Source organism: Mesorhizobium sp. M0626, from assembly GCF_040320665.1.
Classification (GTDB): Bacteria; Pseudomonadota; Alphaproteobacteria; order Rhizobiales; family Rhizobiaceae; genus Mesorhizobium.
On record NZ_JAMYQD010000021.1, the window covers coordinates 32,386 to 51,731 of the forward strand.

Consider the following 19,346-nt stretch of genomic DNA (forward strand, 5'->3'; position numbering starts at 1 on the left):
GCCGTCAGACGAGTACCTCCGGGCGCACTGCCGAGCGATATCTGGGGCATGAGAAAACCCAGGAGATCATCATGAGTGACTTCAACCTTAATGCATTTTCCGACGCCATCGCCGATCTCGCCGCCAAGGCTGCGCCGGCAACGGCAAGTTTCACCACCCATCACCATCGCACCGCCAGCGCCTTCCACTGGCGTGACGGCTATTTCGTCACCGCCGAGGAAGCTGTCGAGGCCGGTGAGGAGATCGAATTGACATTGGCTTCGGGCGAAGCGGTGAAGGCCGAACTGGTCGGTCGCGATCCGTCGACCGGCGTAGCGCTTCTGAAGCCGGCCGGCGCTGCCGCAGCGCCTGCGCTGGCCAAGGCTGACGCGGTACGGCCCGGCAATCTTGCCATCGCCATCGGCAGTAGTCAGGGTTCGGCGCTGGCCGTATCGGGTTCGGTCGGCGAGGTCGGCCCCGCCTGGCGCTCGATGCGCGGCGGCAGCATCGATCGGCGCATCAATCTCGCCGTCAATGCCGGCGGCCGTTTCGAGGGCGGGCCGGTGCTTGACGCCAAGGGCGCGCTGATCGGCATGCTGCTGTTTGGGCCACGTGGTCGTGCGCTGGTCATGCCTTATGAGACGATCGAGCGGGCCGTGGCGACGCTGCGTGAAAAGGGCCATGTCGCGCGCGGCTATCTCGGCGCCGGCCTGCACCCGATCCGTGACGGCGCGGCGCGCGGCGCCATCGTCATGAGCCTCGACGACAATGGTCCGGCCAAGGCCGCCGGCCTTGCGCTGGGCGACATCATCGTGGCGTGGAATGGCGAGGCCGTGCACGGCCCGCGCGAACTGATCCGAAAGCTTGGGCCGGATAGCGCGGGCGCCGCGGTGACGCTCGGCGTGGTGCGCGGCGGCGAGCAGCGCGACGTCGCGCTGACCGTCGGTGAAAAACCGCTGAGCTGAGAGGGGCGATGGAAAGCGACACGCTGACAAGGCCGGAGGCGGGTGGGCCGGAGGTGGGTGGGCCGGAGGTGGCGGGCGGCGGACGCCAGCTCGTGGTGCTGATCGCGCTGCACGATGCCGCGCGTGCCGAGCGCCTGTCAGCTTCGCTTGCCATGGCGGACGATCTGCTTCCGGTCGTGGCCGGCAGCGGGATTGCCGACGTCGCTGTCGTCGATGACGCTGTTGCGAACAGTCCGGCCTGGCTCGATCGGGCCGATGGTGGCAACAGCGCAATCCCACGGGTGCTGCTATCCGCGAGCGCTGGCCGGCCGGAAAACCGGGTGCTTGCCGTGCTGCCTTTGGCGTCGGATGCGAATCTGATCGCGGCTGCCGTCAGACTTGCGGCGGCCGGCTACCGGGTGTCCAGGGATGGGCGTTCGACGCCCGCTCGCCACGACGATTTCGATGGCGCCGCCAACGGCGGAAGCCATAGCGGGCTGTTCGGCGAGGAGCCGTTGGACGATGGCGCTACCGCCCGTCCGGCGCTGTCGCCGCGCGAGGCCGAAGTGCTGGCGCTGCTGGCCGAAGGCGCGCCCAACAAGGTGATCGCGCGGCGGCTGAACATCTCCGTGCACACGGCAAAGTTCCACGTCGCCGCGATCCTGATCAAGCTGGGTGCTGCGAACCGCACGGATGCCATCGCGATCGCGATGCGGCAGGGCCTGGTGCTGGTCTAACCCCCTTATCCATTTGAGCCTACGTTGCGTAACCCGTTGCAGGCTGCCGAGGCCTTGCGCAGTGCATTGCCGCCGCGCAATGGTTCGCGTCAGTGATGTAGCAAGGGAGGTGCCAAGACATGTCGCTCAAGGGAAAGACGCTGTTCATCTCCGGCGGGTCGCGCGGCATCGGTCTTTCGATCGCGCTGCGAGCTGCGCGCGACGGCGCCAATGTGACGATCGCGGCCAAGACCGCCGAGCCGCATCCGAAGCTGCCGGGCACGATCTACTCGGCAGCTGAGGAGATCGAGCAGGCCGGCGGCAAGGCGCTGCCTGTTTTGTGCGACATCCGCGAGGAGGCGCAGGTGGCTGAGGCGGTTGCCAAGACCGTCGAAAAGTTCGGCGGCATCGATATCTGCGTCAACAATGCCAGCGCCATCCAGCTCACCGGCACGCTGGAGACCGACATGAAGCGCTACGATCTGATGCACCAGATCAACACGCGCGGCACTTTCCTGGTGTCGAAAATGTGCGTTCCCCACCTGAAGTTGGCTGAGAATCCTCACATTCTGAATCTGGCACCGCCGCTCGATATGAAGGCCAAATGGTTCAAGAACCATGTCGCCTACACCATGGCCAAGTTCGGCATGTCGATGTGCACGCTGGGGATGAGCGCCGAGTTTGCCAAGGACGGCATCGCGGTCAATTCGCTGTGGCCGATCTCGACCATCGACACGGCGGCGGTGCGCAATCTGCTCGGTGGCGCGACGGTCGCGGCGATGAGCCGCTTGCCCGACATCATGGCCGATGCCGCACACGCCATCTTCCTGCGGCCATCGCGCGAGACATCAGGCAATTTCTACATTGATGAAGAGGTGCTGCGGGCCGAGGGCGTGACCGATTTCGCGGTCTATGCGCCGGGCGCGACCGGGCCGCTGGCCGGCGACTTTTTCGTGCCGGACGCGGTATTTGCCAATTCGCCGACGAACGTCAAAAGCATCTACTGACGGAAATCACGGGCCGCCGGCGCTGCCCCCCATCCGCCTACCGGCGTTGTTCGAAAAACCAAGCAATTGGCTTTTCGCCCGCTGTGCGGACCAGCCTCACCTCCCTATGAACGGGGAGAAAGGGGCTCATCACTCCTCGCCCTTCTTGCCTTTGCTCAGTCCCATCAGCCGGTCGATATAGGCCAGCATCAGCGCCGAGACGACGAAGGCGAGGTGGATGATGGTCAGCCACATCAGCTGGTCGATCGTATAGGAAGAGGAATTCAGGAACACCTGCAGCAGGTGGATCGAGGAAATAGCGACGATGGTCGAGGCGACCTTGACCTTCAGCGAGCCGACATCGATGGTACCCAGCCAGTGTACGCCGCCATCCTGGTCGTCGAAACGGCTGACGAAATTCTCGTAGCCGGAGATGATCACCATCACCACCAGCGAGGCGACAAGTGCGGCGTCGATGAGGCCGAGCATTTTCAGGATGGTGTCGGTGTCGTCGAGTGTGAAGGCCACCATGACGAACTCGTAGAGTTTCTTGCCGAAGGACAGCGCATAGACGGCGAGCGCCAGGGCCAGCCCGATGTAGAAAACCACCAGCAGCCAGCGTGAGGCGAGGATGATCGATTCGATGGCGAGTTCGAGACGTTTCATGCAGCGGTTCCGGTCAGCTTTCTGAGGTCGACTGGGGTATTTCGATCAGCTTGCCGCAGTTTGCAAGGCAAATTGCGACGCAAAAAAACCCCGCCGGGAGGGCCGGCGGGGTTCAATGCATCCCGCTGGAGTCGGGACGGGGCAGGGAACGCCCAGGCTTGAATTTGGGGAGGGCGGCCGCTCTATTCAATGAGCCGGTTCTAATACCAGTACAATTCTTGCTGAACCGGGATTGCTGTCCGCAGCTCGACCCATCCCGATCTGCCGGGATGGGTCCTTGTTGTCGATCTGATTCCAGAAAGCTGCTCAAGCCATTGGAAAGCAGATCAATTGTTACTCGCCACCGGTGCCACCAGCGAGGTGATGCGACGGATGCCGACACGGCGGTTCTCGCGGTTGGGCGCCGTGGTGTTGACCTTCAGGTATTCCTCGCCATAGCCCTGAGTGGTCAGGTTTTCCGGCGGGATCCCGAAGGCATTGGTCAGCGCTTCGGCGACAGACTCAGCGCGCCGGTCGGACAGAGCAAGGTTTGCTTCCGGCGTGCCAACCGCATCGGTGTGGCCTTCGATCAGGAAGGTTTCGGCCGGGTTCTTCTTCAACAGTTTCTCCATGGCCGTGGCGACGCCTTCCAGTTTCTGCACTTCGGTGTCGGATATCGAGGCCGAGCCGAACTCGAAGTTCAATGTATCGAGGTCGACGCGACGGGCAATGTCGCGCACGCGCGCCGAACGCTTCACTTCGTCGATGGAGTAGAGGCGCTGGACCTTCTCCACCGGCGGTTGTTCGAGGAACTCGTAATAATCGTCCGGGCTTTCGACATCTTCCGAATCGAGGATGTACTCGCGGCGCGGGATGGTGAGCCGCATCGGCGGCAGGTCGTCACCGGGATCGCGCCAGTCATTGTCGTCGTCATAGCTGCGCTCGTCGACATAGCTCAGCACATATTCGTGCCCATCCGGCGTGATGCGCGATCGCCTGATGACGTCGCCATTGCGGTTGCGGATGGTGACGATCTGGATGCCATTGTCGCGCTCGACGATTTCCCGAGAGCGATCGCCCGACAGTTCCTCATAGTAAACATTCCTGGCGCCGCGGTGCATGCGCGGAGCGTCATTGCTTTCCACGATCGTCTGGTTGTTGAACTGCAGGATGACGCGGTCGCCGAGTTCCTTGACGACGTCGACGCCTTTCGGACGCCGGCGGTCGCGGACGTTCTCATCGGGTGCACGCTCGACGCGTTTGCCTTTTTCCTCCGTCACCGGGGCGATCTTTTCTGGCTGAATTGCCTGCTGAGCTGACTTGTCGTCGGTGGGCGGCGGTCCCTGGTCGACCGGAGCCGGCTTCGGGGCTTGCGCCTCGGTGCCGCCCTGCGCGGGCTGCTCGCCCGTCTGGCCGCCAGCATTCTGGCCGTTCCCATTTTGGCCGTCGCCATTCTGGCTGTTGCCGCCCTGGTCCTTGCGGTGCTTGCGCCTGGCATCCTTCTGGCTGTCCAGGATGGGTGCTTCGTCGGGGTTGGCCGTGGCTTCGCCTTGCGCCGGCGTCTCACCTTGCGCGGGCTGCTCGGCATTGGCCGGTTGCTCCGCAGGCTGTGGTTCACCGGTCGCAGGCTGCTGTTCGCCCGTCACCGGCTGTTCGCCGACAGTTTTTTTGCCGTGCTTTTTCGCCTGATCCTTCGGCTGTTCACCTTCGGCGGGAGCCGCTTGCTGATCGGCCGGGGGCTGAATCGGCTCGGCCTGCGGCGCGGGCTCTCCGGCAGGCGCAACTTTGACGTCTGGCGCTTTGTCGGCGGGCGCGGCCTCGATCTGCTGATCCTGCTTGCGCTTTTTCTTGCCCGACTTGTTGTCGTTTGCCGGCGCCACCTGTTCGGTGGGCGCTGCCTGCTCGGCAGGCTGCTGGGCCGGCTGTTCAGCGGGCGCCGCTTCGATCTGCTGTTGGTCGCGCTTCTTCTTGCGTGGCTTTAGCGGCTGTTCTTCATTTGCCGGAGCTACCTGTTCGGCCGGTTGTTCAGCCGGTGCTGCCTCGATCTGCTGCTGGTCACGCTTCTTCTTGCGTGGCTTGAGCGGCTGCTCATCGGTCGCCGGCGCTGCCTGGGCGCCGCCCTCATCCGCAGGCGCCGCCTCGATCTGCTGCTGTTGATTGCGCTTCTTTTTGCGCGGCTGCTGTTCCTCGGCGGCAGGTGCGGCCTGTTCGGCCGGGGCCTGCTCGGTCTGCTGCTGATCCCGCTTCTTCCTGCGCGGCTGTTGTTCCTCGGCGGCAGGGGCGGGTTGCTCTGCAGCCGGTGCAGGCTGCTCGGCGGCCGGCGCTGCCTGTTCGGCCTGCTGGCGTTTCTTTTTGCGCGGCAGTTCCTGGTCGGTCTGCTGACCATCTGCAGCAGGGTCGTCCTGGACCAGGATTAGTGGCGCGGCCGTGTGCTGCAAGGGGCCGAAAACGGCGTTGCCCTGCAACGGGGATGCGCCCAACGGCGCGGATGCCATAAGCAGGCCAAGTGCCGTACCTGCCAGTACCCGTGGTTGGCGTTTCATCTTAAATTCTCCTTGTGGGGTCCCATCCCTGCCCAAACTGTCCTTGACCGGATTGGTTCCGGTTTGCAGGCATTACCCGCACCCAAGGACGATTGACCGGCGTTTTGAAGGCAACTTCATGTTTTTCCTATGGTGCGGCCGGAACTTGAAGTCACACAACAGCTTGACCTTGCCGCATGCGGAGGCCACATCTCGACCCATAATGGAAACGCCGTTCTGGAAGACCAAGACGCTGGAAGCGATGACGCCCACCGAGTGGGAATCGCTGTGCGACGGCTGCGGAAAATGCTGCCTGTCTAAACTCGAGGACGAGGATACCGGCGAGATCTACTGGACATCAGTCGGCTGCCGGCTGTTCGATGGGCAAAGCTGCCGCTGTTCGGACTATGCCAACCGGCTGGCGCGCGTGCCGGACTGTGTCGGGCTGACGCCGCAGAATGTGCGCACCATCACGTGGCTGCCGAAAACCTGTGCCTACCGGCTGGTTGCCGAGGGGCACGACCTCTATTGGTGGCACAGGCTGGTGTCGGGAAGTGCCGAGACCGTTCATGATGCCGGCATCTCCATGCGCGGCCGCGTCCGCGCCAGTGAGACCGATCTGGCCGAGCCGGACGATTATTTCGACTATATGCTCGACGACGAGCCCTGAGCATTCTGGAACGGACGTTGCCATAGGGCGTTCCGCGCCATTGGACGTTTTTGACGGTCAGGATCGTTTGCAGCGGTGGAAGGGGCGGTTGCTTTTGACCTGTCGGGCAGATTAACCGAAAATGAACGGCCGGTTCGCGAAGAGTTCAGATTGCAAGGAGCATTCTCCCCCCATCGGTTCGACCAAGACGGGCGCAAGCCCTCAACAAGGAGAGAAGACAATGTTCAACTCATTCAAGACGGCAGCCCTTTCGGGTCTCGTAGCTCTCGGCACCCTTGCCGCAGTGCCCGCCCAGGCGGACTCGATCTATCTCGGCTTCGGCAACAACCATGACCGCCGCGTCGGCGTCTACACCGGCGACGATGAGGACGGCTTTCGCCGTGACCGCAATTGGCGCCGCTGCTCGCCGGACCGCGCCCTCGACAAGGCCGAGCGCATGGGCCTGCACCGCGTCCGCATCGTCGATGTCAATCGCCGCGTGGTGAAGGTCGCCGGCCGCCAGTATGGCGATCGCGTAGTGGTCGTGTTCGCCAATGAGCGCGGCTGCCCGGTTATCTATCGCTAAGAGAACCAGACTGATCTTCTGCGAAGATCAGTCTGGGATACGACCTTATGCGAAGGTCGATCCGGAGGCATGTTCCTCTGCCAGGATCAGCCTGGAGTACCTGGAGTAGCGGCATGACCCTTCTAGGGTCAGCCAGGAGCCCCTTTCCCTCCGCGGAAAGGTGCGGCTCGAAAAAACCCCGGAGGCCAGTCCTCCGGGGTTTTTCATGTCGGAAATCTGCGGTTCCGGCCGACGGGTTCAGCAGAACCGCGCCCAGCCCGGCGGCCTGCTACTTAAGCTCGAATGTCACTGTTACCTGCACGGCGTAGGCATTCTCGCCGGCCTGCACGGGAACCGCGGCGCCTGCCGCATCGAAGGCCTTGGCATTGATCGGCATCGGCGCCGGCGCAACGTTCTGGTCGGTGATTTCCAGCACCCGGCCGATGCTGACGCCGGCGGCTTCGGCCAGCGTCTTGGCCTTGGCCATGGCATCGGCGACCGCCTTCTTGCGGGCTTCGGTGACGGCAGCCTTCGGATCCTCGTTGGAGAACGAAATGCCGCCGCCCTGGTTGACGCCGAGCGACACAGCCTTGTCGAGAACCTCACCTGTTTTGTCGATGTCGCGAATGCGCACCGAGAGTGTGTTGGTCACCTGGTAAGCGACAAGCTCGGCTTCCTGGCTGCCGTCGGGCTTGTTGGTGTAATTGTAACGCGGGTTGATCTGGATGCCGGCGGTCTGCAGGTCGCGATCCTTGATCCCTGCCGACTTCATTGCCGCGATCACGGCGGCCATGGCGTCGTTGTTGGCGTCGAGTGCCGCGCGTGCGGTCTTGGCCTCGCGCATGACGCTGAGCGTCAGCAGCGCCAGGTCGGGCGCCACGGTCGACTGGCCTTCACCCGACACGATGATGCGGGGCGGGGGCAGCGAATCGGCAGCGCTTGCCATCGCCGGAAAAGCGATCGCGGCGGCAAGTGCGAGCGGCAAAATATGTCTGGTCATGAAAATCTCCTCGATGTGCGATCCAGTCGCGCCTGTCGACTAGGGCGCGAATATGGGCTGATTTGGGCGATCTCGGCCAGCCCGTCCGGAAAGCCTTGTGCCGCGCAAGGAAAAACACTAATCCAGCGCGCGTGGGGCCTGTAGCTCAATGGTTAGAGCCGGCGGCTCATAACCGCTTGGTTGGGGGTTCGAGTCCCTCCGGGCCCACCAGTTCATTATGTATCAATACCTTACGCCTAATTATTTGAGTTTGAATTGAGCGTTATCGGGTAAATCTATGGCTTCTGGGCAAAATGGTTTTGGGGCCTGTTCTTCAATTTCTCCGTCTCGTTGATGGCACCTGTCACACCTAACTCAAGCCCCATGGGTTCGAAAGACCCTGCAACGATTGCGTGCGGCAATCGGCGGCAATGACGTGCAATTAGGCGGGTTCTGAACTCGGCCGCAGTCTCAAAATGCGCTTGCCAGTTCGGTTGATCTGTGCGGATCTGGCAGCCAATTCCGACAGAATTCTCTTCCCCAGCCCGGACAGGTAAAGGCTGAGGAAATCATGAGAATGGTAATCGGTAATGTCCCCAACCGCATCGTTTTCCATCGGTCGTGCTTTGAAATAGATCTCAATCGCGACCGCGACGGCGCCGTGTACTTGACGCCGGTGCAGCTCAAGGCGTGGTGAGAGCCGCCACCAATCGAAGTCCTCGAGGTCTCCTTTCGGGTGCATGACGCGTTTTTACACACGTGGGCTCGACCCCTACTTGGGTGAAGTGTCGGAAACGCAGCGTACTCCTTTCAACGGGCAAGAATTGCAGCGGAATCGACGCGGGCAACCGAGCGTTCAGATTATGTCAGCCCTGCGCGCCAATTGTTCGCTTGTCATCACGGATTGCAGGTGGTGCCGAATATCCGGCAGCAGCCCGGTGACGCTCCGATTGTGCCGTTGGATGCAAGTGAAAAAAACTACCGGGCAATCAAAGCAGACATTTCTGGACTGTTTGCCGACCGGGGCGGAGTTTGGTGTAACGCTTGAACTTCAGCCAGGACCGAAATGGCCTTACCGTCCGATCCAGATCACGACGCCCGCGAAACACTTCGACTGATCGGTCCCGATCCGCAAAATTGGGTGCCGGATCGGGAGGGCATCGACCACAATGTCTTTGTCGTTGGCGGCGGGCAGACGGGCGCGACCTTCGCCTTCGCGTTGAGGCGGGCCGGCATCGGCAAGGTCACGGTCATCGATGCGGCGCCGGATGAGGGCAAGGCCGGCATCTGGCTCACGCATGCGCGGATGAACCGGCTGCGAACACCAAAGGGCCTGCCGGGACCGGAACTCGGCCTGCCGGGCCTGAGCTTTCAATCCTGGTACGAAGCGCGCCATGGTGCCGAAGCCTATGCAGGCTTCGACCGCATCGCGCGGACGGATTGGGCGAATTACCTGAAATGGTATCGCGACTTTCTCGGCATTGGCATTCGCTACGGCACGCGTCTCCTTCGCATCGAGCCGGCTGACGGGTATCTTCGCCTCCACCTCGATGCCGGCGGCACGCCATTGATCGAAACGGCGCGGAAGATCATTCTGGCCAATGGCTTTGGCGGCAGCGGCGGTCCAATGATACCGGCGGTGCTCGCTGCTCTGCCCCAGGGCTTTGTCGCACACAGTTCTGCAGCAATCGATTTTGCCTCGCTCAAGGGCAAAGCGGTCGCTGTCGTCGGGTCGGCGGCTTCGGCATTCGATGCGGCGGGGACAGCCCTTGAGGCCGGCGCGCAATCGGTGCGCCTGTTCGCGCGGCGCACCAGTATCGCCAGCGTGCCGATCAACCGCGTGCGGGGTTATCCCGGCGCCTATGACAACTATCCGCGCTTGCCCGATCCGGTGCGCTGGCGCCAGGCACTGCGCTTCCGCGAGGCCGGTTCGACGCCACCGCCCCATGCCGTGGAGCGGGTGGTGCGGCACAAGAATTTCCACCTGCATCTCGGTGCCCCCTGGACGAATGCGGATATCGACGGCGGCAAGGTCGTCACCGACATCGGCGCCGAGACGTTCGCTTTCGACTTCGTCATCGCCGGCACCGGCTATTTCGCCGACCCGACGCGCAAGCCGGAATTTAGCGATTTCGCCGCCTCGATCCGGCTGTGGCGTGACCAATACGCGCCGGCGGAAGGCGAACTGGATGAATTTTTCGGCGCCCATCCCTATCTCGGCCTCGGCCATGAATTCCTCGAGAAAGCGCTGGGGGAGGCGCCGTTCCTGAGGAACATCCACGTCTTCAATCCAGGCGGCTTCGTCAGTTTCGGCCTGCCGATAGGCGATGTTCCGTCGATCAGGCGCGACGTGCCGGCTGTCGTCGCCCGCATCAGCCGCGATCTCTTCCTTGCCGATCTCGACAGCCATGAGAGCCGCATCACCGGCAGCCATCCGGCCGAGTTCGGGGAGGAGGCCTACGCCTCTGCCGTCTGGCGGCCGGCACAGACCATTGCGGCGGAATAGACGCATTCCATGGACAAACGCATGACCTTCAGCCCTGACCTTTCCGACCCGTTCGTCGCCACGGCGGTCGAGCTGCGCACCATCTTCGATCGCGATGCGGTGGCGCGCGACAAGGCCGGTGGACGACCGGTCGAGCAGATCCGCCTGCTCAAGGAAAGTGGACTGCCGTCGGCGCAGATTCCCAAAAACTATGGCGGCAAGGGCGCGCCCTGGCTGTCGGTGCTGCGCGTCGTGCGCGAATTTGCCCGCACCGATGGTTCGCTAGCCCATCTCTACGGCTACCATCATCTGCCGCTCAACGGCGTGTTGTTTCGCGGTACGGACGCGCAGAGGGACCAACTGCTGACACGCTCGGCCCGCGAGAACTGGGTCTGGGGCAATTCCGGCAACGCCATGTCGAAGACCTCTACGGCCAGGCGCAACGGCTCGGGCTGGATCCTGAACGGCTTCCGGCCGTTCTCTTCCGGCTCGCACATCGCCGACTATATCCAGGTGGCATGGGAAGACGGCCAGGACCGCCTGGCAGCTGCGATCCCGGCCGATCGTGAAGGTATCGTCATCGAGGATGACTGGGATGGCGTCGGCCAGCGGCAGACGGGTTCCGGTAAAGTCACGTTCAAGGATGTGCATATCGGTGATGACGAACTGATCGGCTCGCCCGCCGTGCCGCTGACGCCGTTCCAGACGCTGATTTCACTCTTCCAGCAGGCGGTCCTGCTCAACCTCTTCGTCGGCAGCGCGCAAGGAGCGCTGAGCGAAGGCCGCGACTATACGGTCTCGCAATCGCGACCCTGGGTCTATTCCGGCTATGAGAACCACACCGACGATCCGTTCGTTCAGCGCAAATATGGCGATCTCTATATCCGCACGCTGGCTGCCGCCGAACTCGCCGATGTGGCGGCGCGCAGCCTCGATGCCGCCTATGGCAAGGGCGAGGCCTTGACCCTGGAGCAGCGCGGACAGACGGCGATCGACCTTGCCACCGCCAATGTCTATGCCGGGCAAATCGGTCTCGACGCATCGAGCGAGGTCTTCGAGGTGATGGGCGCCCGCTCGGCCACCAAGGCCAATGGCTATGACAGGTTCTGGCGAAATGTGCGCACGCACACGCTGCACAACCCGGCCGAATACAAGAAGCGCACCATCGGCACCTGGTTGCTGACCGGGGAATTCCCGGTCGGCGGGTTGTATCGCTGAGGAGGCGCGGAAAATGGCCAGGCGCAAGGACAAGCTCAAGCTTGGAGCGTTTCTTCTCTTCACCGGCCACCATGTGGCGGCATGGCGCCATCCACAGGCGGCCGAGGGGACCAGCCTCGGCGACTATGTCGAACTGGCCAGGCTCGCGGAAGCGGCCAAATTCGATGCGATCTTCTTTGCCGATGGCGTCGCGGCGCGGCTGAGCAATCTCGAGGCTGCCAGCCGCAAGGCGCATAGCGGCGTCTATCCGTTCGAGCCCATTACGCTGCTGTCGGCGCTGTCGGCGGTGACCACCAACATCGGCCTGATCGCCACGGCTTCGACCAGCTATTCCGATCCCTACAATCTGGCCCGCCAGTTCGCGTCGCTCGACCATCTGAGCGGCGGGCGCGCCGGCTGGAACCTCGTCACCTCGTCCGATCCGGATGCGGCATTCAATTTCGGCCACGATACGCATATCCAGCACGGCGACCGCTACGATCGCGCCGAGGAATTCGCCGATGTCGTGCTTGGGCTGTGGGACAGCTGGGAGGATGATGCCTTCCCGCGCGACAAAGTGAGCGGGCGCTATTTCGACAAGGAGAAGCTGCATGTGCTGAACCACAAGGGCCAGCACTTCGAGGTGCGCGGTCCGCTGAACACGCCGCGCACGCCGCAAGGCCATCCGGTCGTCGTCCAGGCGGGCGCGTCCGGCCCCGGTAAGGAGCTGGCGGCGCGCACCGCGGAAGCGATTTTCGCCGCGCAGATCACGCTCGATGAAGCCACCGCCTTCTATGCCGACGTCAAGGGCAGGCTCGGTAAGTACGGCCGTTCAGAGGATGATCTGAAAATCCTGCCAGGCATCTTTCCGGTCGTCGGCCGCAGCGAAGCCGAGGCGCAGGAAAAGTTCGAACAGCTGCAGGATCTCATCCAGCCGGAAGTGGGCCTCGGTCTGGTCTCGGCGCTGGCCGGCGGCTTCGATCTCACCGCCTATCCGCTCGACGGGCCGGTGCCGGAACTGCCGGAGACCAATGCCGGCAAGAGCCGGCAGGCGCTGGTCATCGATCTGGCGCGGCGCGAGAAGCTGACGATCCGGCAGCTCTATTTGCGCATCGCCGGCGCTCGCGGCCACTGGCAGGTGGTCGGCACGCCACAACAGATCGCCGACACGATGGAAGAGCGCTTTGAGAATTACGGCGCCGACGGCTTCAACATCATGGCACCGATCATGCCCGGCGGCTTGAAGGATTTCATCGAGTTGGTGGTGCCGGAACTGCGCCACCGTGGCCTGTTCCGTCGGGAGTATGAGGGCAGCACCTTGCGCGACAATCTCGGCCTGAAGCGGCCGGCAAACCGTTTTTCGCGGCATGCCGCGGCGGCGGCGGAATAGGAATGAGCCGATGGCGCGCGACACGCTCTTTCTCATCCAGCCGGGTTTCGCCGACCCAAAGCATCCGGGCCAGACCTTCGTCTGCCCATATTCCAACAAGGTCGAAGGGCTGCTCGCAGCCTTTCCCGATCTTGCTGCCAGGCTGGACGTCGAGCGCGTGCCGTTCGCAAGGCCGAGGGGTAAGGTGATCGATACGCTCGGCGAACGCCACCAGTCGCTGCCGGTGCTGGTCGTCGGCAGTGATCCGCCAGCCGACCTACCGACCGCCAAGGGCAAGGTCTTTGCCGACGACACAAGGCGCATTCTTGCGCTGCTTGCCGAGCGCCACGGCTTCCCGCATCTGCATGAGTGACCTGATGAGCTTCGATCCCGATACCTCCAATCCATGGATCGCCAAGGCGGTCGAGCTGCGCGACATCTTTGCCCGCGACGCGGTCGAGCGCGATCAGCTTGGCGGCAGGCCGGTCGAACAGATCCGCCTGCTCAAGGAGAGCGGCCTGCTCAGTATCGTCATTCCCAAGGAATTCGGCGGCGCCGGCGAACCCTATTCGACGGCGCTGAAGATCGGCCGCGAGTTCGCCAAGGTCGACGGCTCGATCGGCCACATCTACGGCTACCATTTCAGCGCGCTGATCGCCGCAAGGCTCAATTCGGACGAACCGCGCTCAGCCGATCTGCTGCGGCGTTCGGCTGCGGGCGACTGGTTCTGGGGCAACACCGGCAACAGCTTTTCCAAGACGCTGTTCGGCCGCAAGGATGGCGAGTGGACGATCGTCAGCGGCTTCAAGCCCTTCGCCTCCGGCTCGCATGTCGCCGACTATCTTTCGACCTCCTGGGAAGACGAGGTCAGCGGCGAGCGGAAGTTCGCGGCCATCCCCGCGGATCGTGAGGGCATCACCATTCTCGACGACTGGGATGGCATCGGCCAGACGCAGACCGGCAGTGGCAAGGTCGCCTACAAGGATGTTAGGGTCCATGACAACGAACTGGTGCGCGGCTGGGTGGACGCGTCGCTGCCGATCCGCACCATCGGCCCGCTGCAGCAGCAAAGCGTGCTGCTCAATGTCTTCATCGGCACCGCCCAGGGCGCACTGCTAGCGGCACGCGACTACACGCTCAACAGCTCGCGACCGTGGATGTATTCCGGCGTCGAGCGCCACATCGACGATCCATGGATCAAGCGGCAGTATGGCGAGCTCTGGGTCAAGACGCGGGCGGCAACGGTGCTGGCTGATCGCGCTGCGGCGGCGATCGATCATGCGATCGCGCGCGGCAAGGCGTTGACCGAGCAAGAGCGCGGGGAAGCGGCGGTTGCAGTTGCCGCGGCCAACGTGCTGGCCGGCAATGTCGCGCTCGAAGTCACCACCGAGATCTTCGAGGTGATGGGCGCGCGCTCGGCGGTGCGCAAATACGGCTTCGACCGTTTCTGGCGCAATGCGCGCATCCACACCTTGCACAACCCCGCCGAATACAAGGCCCGCACCGTCGGCACCTGGTATCTGACTGGCGCCTATCCCGAGCCCGGCGTCTTTCGATGAGCGGCCGACAGCTCCACCTCAATGTCAACATCCTGCACGCCGGCTTCTCGCCGGCGGCATGGCGGATGGACGGGGTCGACCCCTATGCCGCCTTCACCGTCGACCACTATGTGCAGGTGGCGAAGATCGCCGAGCGCGCCAAGCTCGACGCTATATTCCTTGCCGATCAGGCGGCAATTTCGGATCGCATCGACTATCGGCCGATTACATCGCTGGAACCGACCATCGTGCTGGCGACGATAGCCGCCGCGACCGAGCGCATCGGCCTGATTGCGACGGCATCGACCAGCTTCAACGAGCCCTACAACATCGCCCGTCGTTTCGCGACGCTCGACCATGTCAGCGGCGGGCGCATCGGCTGGAACATCGTGACTACGGCCGATCCCGCCTCGGCCCGCAATTTCGGCCTGACCGGCGCGATAGATCATGGCCGGCGCTACGAGCGGGCCGCCGAATTCACCGAAATAGTCAAGGCGCTGTGGGACAGCTGGGAGGACGATGCCTTCATCGGCGACGTCGCCAGTGGGCGCTTCGTCGATGCCGCCAAGGTTCACGCCATCGAGCACGAGGGCGCGCATTTTTCGGTGCATGGGCCGCACAATGTGCCGCGCTCGCCGCAAGGGCATCCGGTGGTCATCCAGGCCGGCGGTTCCGATGACGGCAAGGAGCTCGCCGCGCGCCACGCCGAAGCGGTGTTTTCCGCGTCGCAATCGTTCGAGGAGGCGCTCGCCTACGCAAAGGAGCTGAAGGCCCGGGCTGTCGCCTATGGCAGAAGCGGCGGCGTGCCGCTCAACCTCGCCGGTCTGGCCACCATCATCGGCAGCACCGAGGCGGAAGCGGAGCGGCGGCAGGAAGAACTGTGGGACCGCATCCCGCTCGACTACAGCCTGACGCGGCTGTCGGGCGTGCTCGGCATCGACCGCGAGCGGCTGAGGCTCGACGAGAAGCTGCCTGACGTCATCCCGCTGCCGCCCAACAGCGGCCACACCTTCTTCAAGGCCACGCTGGCACTTGCCCGCAACAACGATTTCACCGTTCGCCAACTGATCCGGGCGCTCAACGGCAGTACCGGCCACCGCACCGTTGTCGGCACGCCGGAGCAGATCGCCGACGATGTCGAAAGATGGTTTGTCGCCGGCGCCGCCGATGGCTTCAACCTGATGCCTGACGTGCTGCCGACCGGGCTGGAAGTCTTTGTCGATACGGTCGTGCCGATCCTGCGCCGGCGCGGCCTGTTTCGCAGCGACTATGAAGGGCGCACGCTACGCGACCATCTCGGCCTTATCAGGCCTGAAAGCCGTTTCGCGCCGCAGCCGCACAAGGCGTCAGGGTTGCTCGGGGCCACCCATTGAACGATCATCAAACGATAACGGCGCGGAAGGTACCGCCATTGACCTCCACGCCCGACAAAAATACAGGCCCGACAATGAGCGCTGATCCCGAATTTCTCTGGTACATCCCGAACCAGGTCGATCCCGGTCACCGCGGCGAGCCGGCCGTCGAGGACCACAACAGCCTGGAGACGCTGACCAGCCACGCAAAGGCGCTTGAGGAACACGGCTGGAAGGGCGCGCTGATCGGTACCGGCTGGGGCCGGCCCGACACGTTTACCGTCGCCGCCGCGCTCGCCGCGCGGACCACCTCCTTCGAGCCGCTCATCGCGATCCGCCCGGGTTACTGGCGGCCAGCGCACTTCGCATCCGCGGTCGCCACGCTCGACCAGCTGACCCGCGGTCGCGTGCGTATCAACATAGTGTCGGGCAAGGACAACCTCGCTGCCTATGGCGACAGCGAAGGCGAGCAGAACCATCGCTATGCCCGCACCAGAGAGTTCATGCGGCTGGTTCGCAGACTTTGGACCGAAGAGAACGTCACCTTTGCCGGCGAGCACTTCAAGGTCACCGGGTCTACCGTCATGCCCCGCATCCCTGTCCGTGGAAACCGTCGCCATCCCAGGCTCTATTTCGGCGGCGCGTCGGAGGCGGCCGAGCGCGTCTCGGCCAGCGAGGCCGATGTCCAGCTGTTCTGGGGCGAGCCGCTCGACGGCGTCCGGGAGCGGATCGAGCGGCTCAAGGCCTTGAGCCGGGAACTTGACCGGGACCTCCCGCCTCTACAATTCGGGTTGCGGGTCACCACGCTGGTCCGCGACACCACCGGGCAGGCCTGGGCGGACGCCGAGGCGAAGGTCGCCGAAATGGCAAAGGGCCAGGGCGCCGGCTGGAATGATCATGGTCGGGCGGTAGCGGTAGGCCAGCAGCGTCTGCTCGATCTGCACACGCGCGGCGAGGTGCTGGACGACAATCTCTACACTGCGCCGGGCAAATATGGCGGCGGCGGCGCCGGCACCACCTGGCTGGTCGGCTCGGCCGCCGACGTGGCCAGTTCGCTCGGCAAGTACCGGGATCTGGGCATCACGCATTTCGTGCTCTCGGACACGCCGTATCTTTCCGAGATCAAGCGGCAAGGCGACCAGTTGCTCCCGCTATTGCGCAATAGGGTCCAAGCCGCGTTTGTTGAATGACGTGGGGTTGTCAGAACACCGAACGAGCCAGATCGCCAAATAGGGACGACAATGCCACAGCCAGCCGCTTTCAGCATCCGCCCTTCCGACGCCGACCTGCGCGGTGAAGCAGCACTAAGGCGGCGTTACCGGGCGCCGCAAGAGGCGAACACTGCAAACTGGAACGAAGCCCTCGAGGCGATCCTTTCACATCGCTCGGTCCGCAACTATCTCGCCAGGCCTCTGCCCGAAGGGACGCTCGAACTGATCATCGCTGCCGCCCAGTCGGCGCCGACCTCGTCCAATCTGCAGGCGTGGAGCGTCATCGCCGTCGAGGATCCGGCGCGCAAGGCGCGGCTTGCCGGACTGGCGGCGGTCAATCGCCATATCGAGCAGGCGCCGTTGCTGCTGGTTTGGCTGGCCGACCTGTCACGGCTGCGCGCCATTGCCGAGGCAAACAGCCGGGCGGGCGAGGGGCTCGATTATCATGAGAGTTTTCTGCTGGCCGTGATCGACGCAGCACTTGCCGCGCAGAATGCCGTGGTGGCAATCGATGCGCTCGGGCTCGGCTCCTGCTACATCGGCGCCATGCGCAATCATCCTGAGGCCGTGGCGCAAGAGCTCGGCCTGCCGCCGGAAACCGTGGCGGTGTTCGGCCTGACCGTTGGCTGTCCCGATCTCCTGGCTGCGACCGACATCAAGCCCAGACTGCCGCAGCGTGTTGTGCTGCATCGCGAGCGCTATCAGTCAGGCGTCGATCAGGACGATCTCGCAGCGTACAACCTGACGCTTCGCACCTTTCAGCAAGAGCAGTCGATGCCCGTTGTCGACTGGACCGAACTGATGTCGAACCGCATCGGCAGCACTGCGGCGCTGAAAGGCCGTGATCGCCTGGGTGATGCGCTCAAGGCGCTGGGCTTCAAGCTTAAATAGCCTAGGCTATTCGGCGGCAACGATGGCGATGCGCGCCGGCAGTGCTGCCGGCGGTGTGAAGTCGAGTGCGCCAACCCTTCGCGCCTCAGCCTTCAGCCAGCCATGGAAGCGCTCGACGGTCGCGAGCTTCGCCTTGTGTGGCGTCGTCGCGAAGTAATAGGAAAACTCGACCGGCTGCGGCGAGCCGAAAGGGCTGACCAGCCGCCCTGCCGCAAGGTCAGGCTCGGCCAGTCGGAATTTGCCGAGACCGATGCCCTTGCCGGCAACCGCGGCGTCGAGTACCAGCGAGGACTGGCTAAGCCGTATGCCGCCGTCGACAAGGCGGCCGGACAGGCCGTTGGATCGCAGCCAGCCCTTCCAGTCGGGGCAACTTGGATCGCGCTCCGGCCCGTCCTCATGCAGGATCGGCGCGTTACGCAGCCCTTCCGGTCCACGGAAGAGGCCGTGCGTGCGGGCAAATTCGGGGCTGCAGACAGGCAGCACCGCTTCCGAGAACAGCCGTTCCGTGATGAGGCCGCTATAGGCGCCCGAGCCGTAGCGGATGACACAGTCGATATCTTCGCTGGCAAAGTCGGCAAGCCTTGTCGATGCATCGACCAGTACTTCGAGTCCGGGCACCGCCTCACGCAGCGCGTCGAGGCGCGGGATCAGCCATTTGCTGGCGAAGGAGGGCGCGACCGACACCTTGATCGGCGCATCCTCCTCGTCGCCGGAAATACGCGCGACCGATTCGACAACGACGTCGAAAGCCTCGGTGAGCCCGGGCATCAGCGCCTGACCGGCCGAGGTCAGCAAAAGCTCGCCCCGGTTGCGCTGGAACAGCGGTTGCCCCAGGTGATCCTCCAGCTGGCGGATCTGCTGGCCGATGGCGGCGGGCGTGACATGGAGTTCTTCCGCCGCTCGCGTAAAGCTCAGATGGCGGGCGGTTGCGACAAAGGCGCGAAGCGAGGTCAGCGGCGGAAGTCTCGCCAGCGTCGGTCGTAGCTTCCTCGGTTTGGCGCGAATGACATCAACCATGAGGCGCATTCAACACGTTCGGACCCGGCGCGACGAGGGCGGGCTTTGCGCCAAAGCGCGCGGCGGAAAATTTCGTTTGCCGCAGCGTCGCGCCAGCGGGAACGGAAATCTAAAAAATCGCAATGTCTACTATTCTTGTAGAAATAAGACGGGCAGCACCGATTTGGGTGTCGGTCGGCTTCGCAGGCCTGGAATGAACCAGTCGTGCAAAGCGGCGCTTTCGGCCGACGATAGAAAATCATTCTTCCGGTTTTGCGCGACGGCAGGGATCATTGCGTCGAGGCGCCGGAGTGCGTTCGGC

17 protein-coding genes and 1 tRNA gene are annotated in these 19,346 nt (G+C 63.7%); 14 read left to right on the plus strand and 4 right to left on the minus strand.

All coding sequences use genetic code 11. The annotated features are described in order from the left end of the window. Positions 1-71 precede the first annotated feature (71 nt). The 3 genes from NKI37_RS25465 (at position 72) to NKI37_RS25475 (ending at position 2,646) form a co-directional block, all read left to right on the plus strand. Entirely contained in the window at positions 72-944 is an 873-nt protein-coding gene (locus NKI37_RS25465) for a S1C family serine protease (protein WP_023689760.1), read from the plus strand. A gap of 8 nt (positions 945-952) precedes the next feature. Next, positions 953-1,660 carry a helix-turn-helix transcriptional regulator gene (locus tag NKI37_RS25470; protein WP_155922376.1) on the plus strand — a complete coding sequence of 236 codons (708 nt, stop codon included), beginning with the start codon at positions 953-955 and terminating at the stop codon, positions 1,658-1,660. A gap of 119 nt (positions 1,661-1,779) precedes the next feature. Then, on the plus strand, positions 1,780-2,646 hold the full coding sequence (locus tag NKI37_RS25475) for an SDR family oxidoreductase (protein ID WP_023744356.1): 867 nt from the start codon (positions 1,780-1,782) through the stop codon (positions 2,644-2,646). 129 nt (positions 2,647-2,775) lie between these two features. Here NKI37_RS25475 and NKI37_RS25480 read toward each other — a convergent pair whose 3' ends face one another. Both NKI37_RS25480 and NKI37_RS25485 read right to left on the minus strand, forming a co-directional pair. Next, positions 2,776-3,291 carry a TIGR00645 family protein gene (locus NKI37_RS25480; RefSeq protein WP_023672463.1) on the minus strand — a complete coding sequence of 172 codons (516 nt, stop codon included), beginning with the start codon at positions 3,289-3,291 and terminating at the stop codon, positions 2,776-2,778. Positions 3,292-3,617: 326 nt separating this feature from the next. Continuing rightward, a complete protein-coding gene (locus NKI37_RS25485) occupies positions 3,618-5,813 on the minus strand; it encodes an OmpA family protein (protein WP_023744357.1) in 2,196 nt (731 codons plus the stop codon). 202 nt (positions 5,814-6,015) lie between these two features. On the opposite strand from NKI37_RS25485, the gene NKI37_RS25490 reads away from it, so the two are divergent. Together NKI37_RS25490 and NKI37_RS25495 are read left to right on the plus strand one after the other, a co-directional pair. Next, positions 6,016-6,462 carry a YcgN family cysteine cluster protein gene (locus NKI37_RS25490; RefSeq protein WP_023672465.1) on the plus strand — a complete coding sequence of 149 codons (447 nt, stop codon included), beginning with the start codon at positions 6,016-6,018 and terminating at the stop codon, positions 6,460-6,462. 220 nt (positions 6,463-6,682) lie between these two features. Further along, complete coding sequence (locus NKI37_RS25495) at positions 6,683-7,027, plus strand: hypothetical protein (protein ID WP_023672466.1); 345 nt, start codon at positions 6,683-6,685, stop codon at positions 7,025-7,027. Positions 7,028-7,295: 268 nt separating this feature from the next. Here the strand turns inward: NKI37_RS25495 and NKI37_RS25500 are convergent, their stop codons facing one another. Then, positions 7,296-8,006: an SIMPL domain-containing protein gene (locus NKI37_RS25500; protein WP_023705824.1), complete on the minus strand. Its 711-nt coding sequence runs from the start codon at positions 8,004-8,006 to the stop codon at positions 7,296-7,298. Between the two features lie 134 nt (positions 8,007-8,140). On the opposite strand from NKI37_RS25500, the gene NKI37_RS25505 reads away from it, so the two are divergent. From NKI37_RS25505 to NKI37_RS25545, 9 genes are all read left to right on the plus strand, one after another. Beyond that, positions 8,141-8,216 (plus strand) — tRNA-Ile (locus NKI37_RS25505). Positions 8,217-9,051: 835 nt separating this feature from the next. After that, positions 9,052-10,491, plus strand: coding sequence for an NAD(P)-binding domain-containing protein (locus NKI37_RS25510; protein WP_352521928.1), 1,440 nt, complete (start codon positions 9,052-9,054; stop codon positions 10,489-10,491). A 21-nt stretch (positions 10,492-10,512) separates the two neighbouring features. Beyond that, positions 10,513-11,688: an acyl-CoA dehydrogenase family protein gene (locus NKI37_RS25515; protein ID WP_023815035.1), complete on the plus strand. Its 1,176-nt coding sequence runs from the start codon at positions 10,513-10,515 to the stop codon at positions 11,686-11,688. 13 nt (positions 11,689-11,701) lie between these two features. Then, a complete protein-coding gene (locus NKI37_RS25520) occupies positions 11,702-13,057 on the plus strand; it encodes an LLM class flavin-dependent oxidoreductase (RefSeq protein ID WP_352497536.1) in 1,356 nt (451 codons plus the stop codon). A 10-nt stretch (positions 13,058-13,067) separates the two neighbouring features. After that, positions 13,068-13,409 carry a DUF3088 domain-containing protein gene (locus NKI37_RS25525; RefSeq protein ID WP_023733281.1) on the plus strand — a complete coding sequence of 114 codons (342 nt, stop codon included), beginning with the start codon at positions 13,068-13,070 and terminating at the stop codon, positions 13,407-13,409. 4 nt (positions 13,410-13,413) lie between these two features. Next, positions 13,414-14,595: an acyl-CoA dehydrogenase family protein gene (locus tag NKI37_RS25530; protein ID WP_352497535.1), complete on the plus strand. Its 1,182-nt coding sequence runs from the start codon at positions 13,414-13,416 to the stop codon at positions 14,593-14,595. After that, positions 14,592-15,947 (plus strand): LLM class flavin-dependent oxidoreductase, encoded by a 1,356-nt coding sequence (locus NKI37_RS25535; RefSeq protein ID WP_352791035.1) that lies wholly within the window; start codon positions 14,592-14,594, stop codon positions 15,945-15,947. The genes NKI37_RS25530 and NKI37_RS25535 overlap by 4 nt, the downstream gene beginning before the upstream one ends. A 74-nt stretch (positions 15,948-16,021) precedes the next feature. Next, on the plus strand, positions 16,022-17,116 hold the full coding sequence (locus NKI37_RS25540; protein ID WP_023727407.1) for an LLM class flavin-dependent oxidoreductase: 1,095 nt from the start codon (positions 16,022-16,024) through the stop codon (positions 17,114-17,116). 51 nt (positions 17,117-17,167) lie between these two features. Continuing rightward, entirely contained in the window at positions 17,168-18,028 is an 861-nt protein-coding gene (locus NKI37_RS25545; RefSeq protein ID WP_352791033.1) for an NADPH-dependent oxidoreductase, read from the plus strand. A 6-nt stretch (positions 18,029-18,034) separates the two neighbouring features. Here the strand turns inward: NKI37_RS25545 and gcvA are convergent, their stop codons facing one another. Further along, a complete protein-coding gene (gene gcvA, locus NKI37_RS25550) occupies positions 18,035-19,045 on the minus strand; it encodes a transcriptional regulator GcvA (RefSeq protein ID WP_352594876.1) in 1,011 nt (336 codons plus the stop codon). Positions 19,046-19,346: the final 301 nt, after the last annotated feature.

Bases quoted from the DNA above. Each gene is read 5' to 3' on its own strand.
- NKI37_RS25465 (WP_023689760.1), top strand. From the start codon at position 72: ATGAGTGACTTCAACCTTAATGCATTTTCCGACGCCATCGCCGATCTC.
- NKI37_RS25470 (WP_155922376.1), top strand. From the start codon at position 953: ATGGAAAGCGACACGCTGACAAGGCCGGAGGCGGGTGGGCCGGAGGTG.
- NKI37_RS25475 (WP_023744356.1), top strand. From the start codon at position 1,780: ATGTCGCTCAAGGGAAAGACGCTGTTCATCTCCGGCGGGTCGCGCGGC.
- NKI37_RS25480 (WP_023672463.1), bottom strand. From the start codon at position 3,291: ATGAAACGTCTCGAACTCGCCATCGAATCGATCATCCTCGCCTCACGC.
- NKI37_RS25485 (WP_023744357.1), bottom strand. From the start codon at position 5,813: ATGAAACGCCAACCACGGGTACTGGCAGGTACGGCACTTGGCCTGCTT.
- NKI37_RS25490 (WP_023672465.1), top strand. From the start codon at position 6,016: ATGGAAACGCCGTTCTGGAAGACCAAGACGCTGGAAGCGATGACGCCC.
- NKI37_RS25495 (WP_023672466.1), top strand. From the start codon at position 6,683: ATGTTCAACTCATTCAAGACGGCAGCCCTTTCGGGTCTCGTAGCTCTC.
- NKI37_RS25500 (WP_023705824.1), bottom strand. From the start codon at position 8,006: ATGACCAGACATATTTTGCCGCTCGCACTTGCCGCCGCGATCGCTTTT.
- NKI37_RS25510 (WP_352521928.1), top strand. From the start codon at position 9,052: ATGGCCTTACCGTCCGATCCAGATCACGACGCCCGCGAAACACTTCGA.
- NKI37_RS25515 (WP_023815035.1), top strand. From the start codon at position 10,513: ATGACCTTCAGCCCTGACCTTTCCGACCCGTTCGTCGCCACGGCGGTC.
- NKI37_RS25520 (WP_352497536.1), top strand. From the start codon at position 11,702: ATGGCCAGGCGCAAGGACAAGCTCAAGCTTGGAGCGTTTCTTCTCTTC.
- NKI37_RS25525 (WP_023733281.1), top strand. From the start codon at position 13,068: ATGGCGCGCGACACGCTCTTTCTCATCCAGCCGGGTTTCGCCGACCCA.
- NKI37_RS25530 (WP_352497535.1), top strand. From the start codon at position 13,414: ATGAGCTTCGATCCCGATACCTCCAATCCATGGATCGCCAAGGCGGTC.
- NKI37_RS25535 (WP_352791035.1), top strand. From the start codon at position 14,592: ATGAGCGGCCGACAGCTCCACCTCAATGTCAACATCCTGCACGCCGGC.
- NKI37_RS25540 (WP_023727407.1), top strand. From the start codon at position 16,022: ATGAGCGCTGATCCCGAATTTCTCTGGTACATCCCGAACCAGGTCGAT.
- NKI37_RS25545 (WP_352791033.1), top strand. From the start codon at position 17,168: ATGCCACAGCCAGCCGCTTTCAGCATCCGCCCTTCCGACGCCGACCTG.
- gcvA (WP_352594876.1), bottom strand. From the start codon at position 19,045: ATGGTTGATGTCATTCGCGCCAAACCGAGGAAGCTACGACCGACGCTG.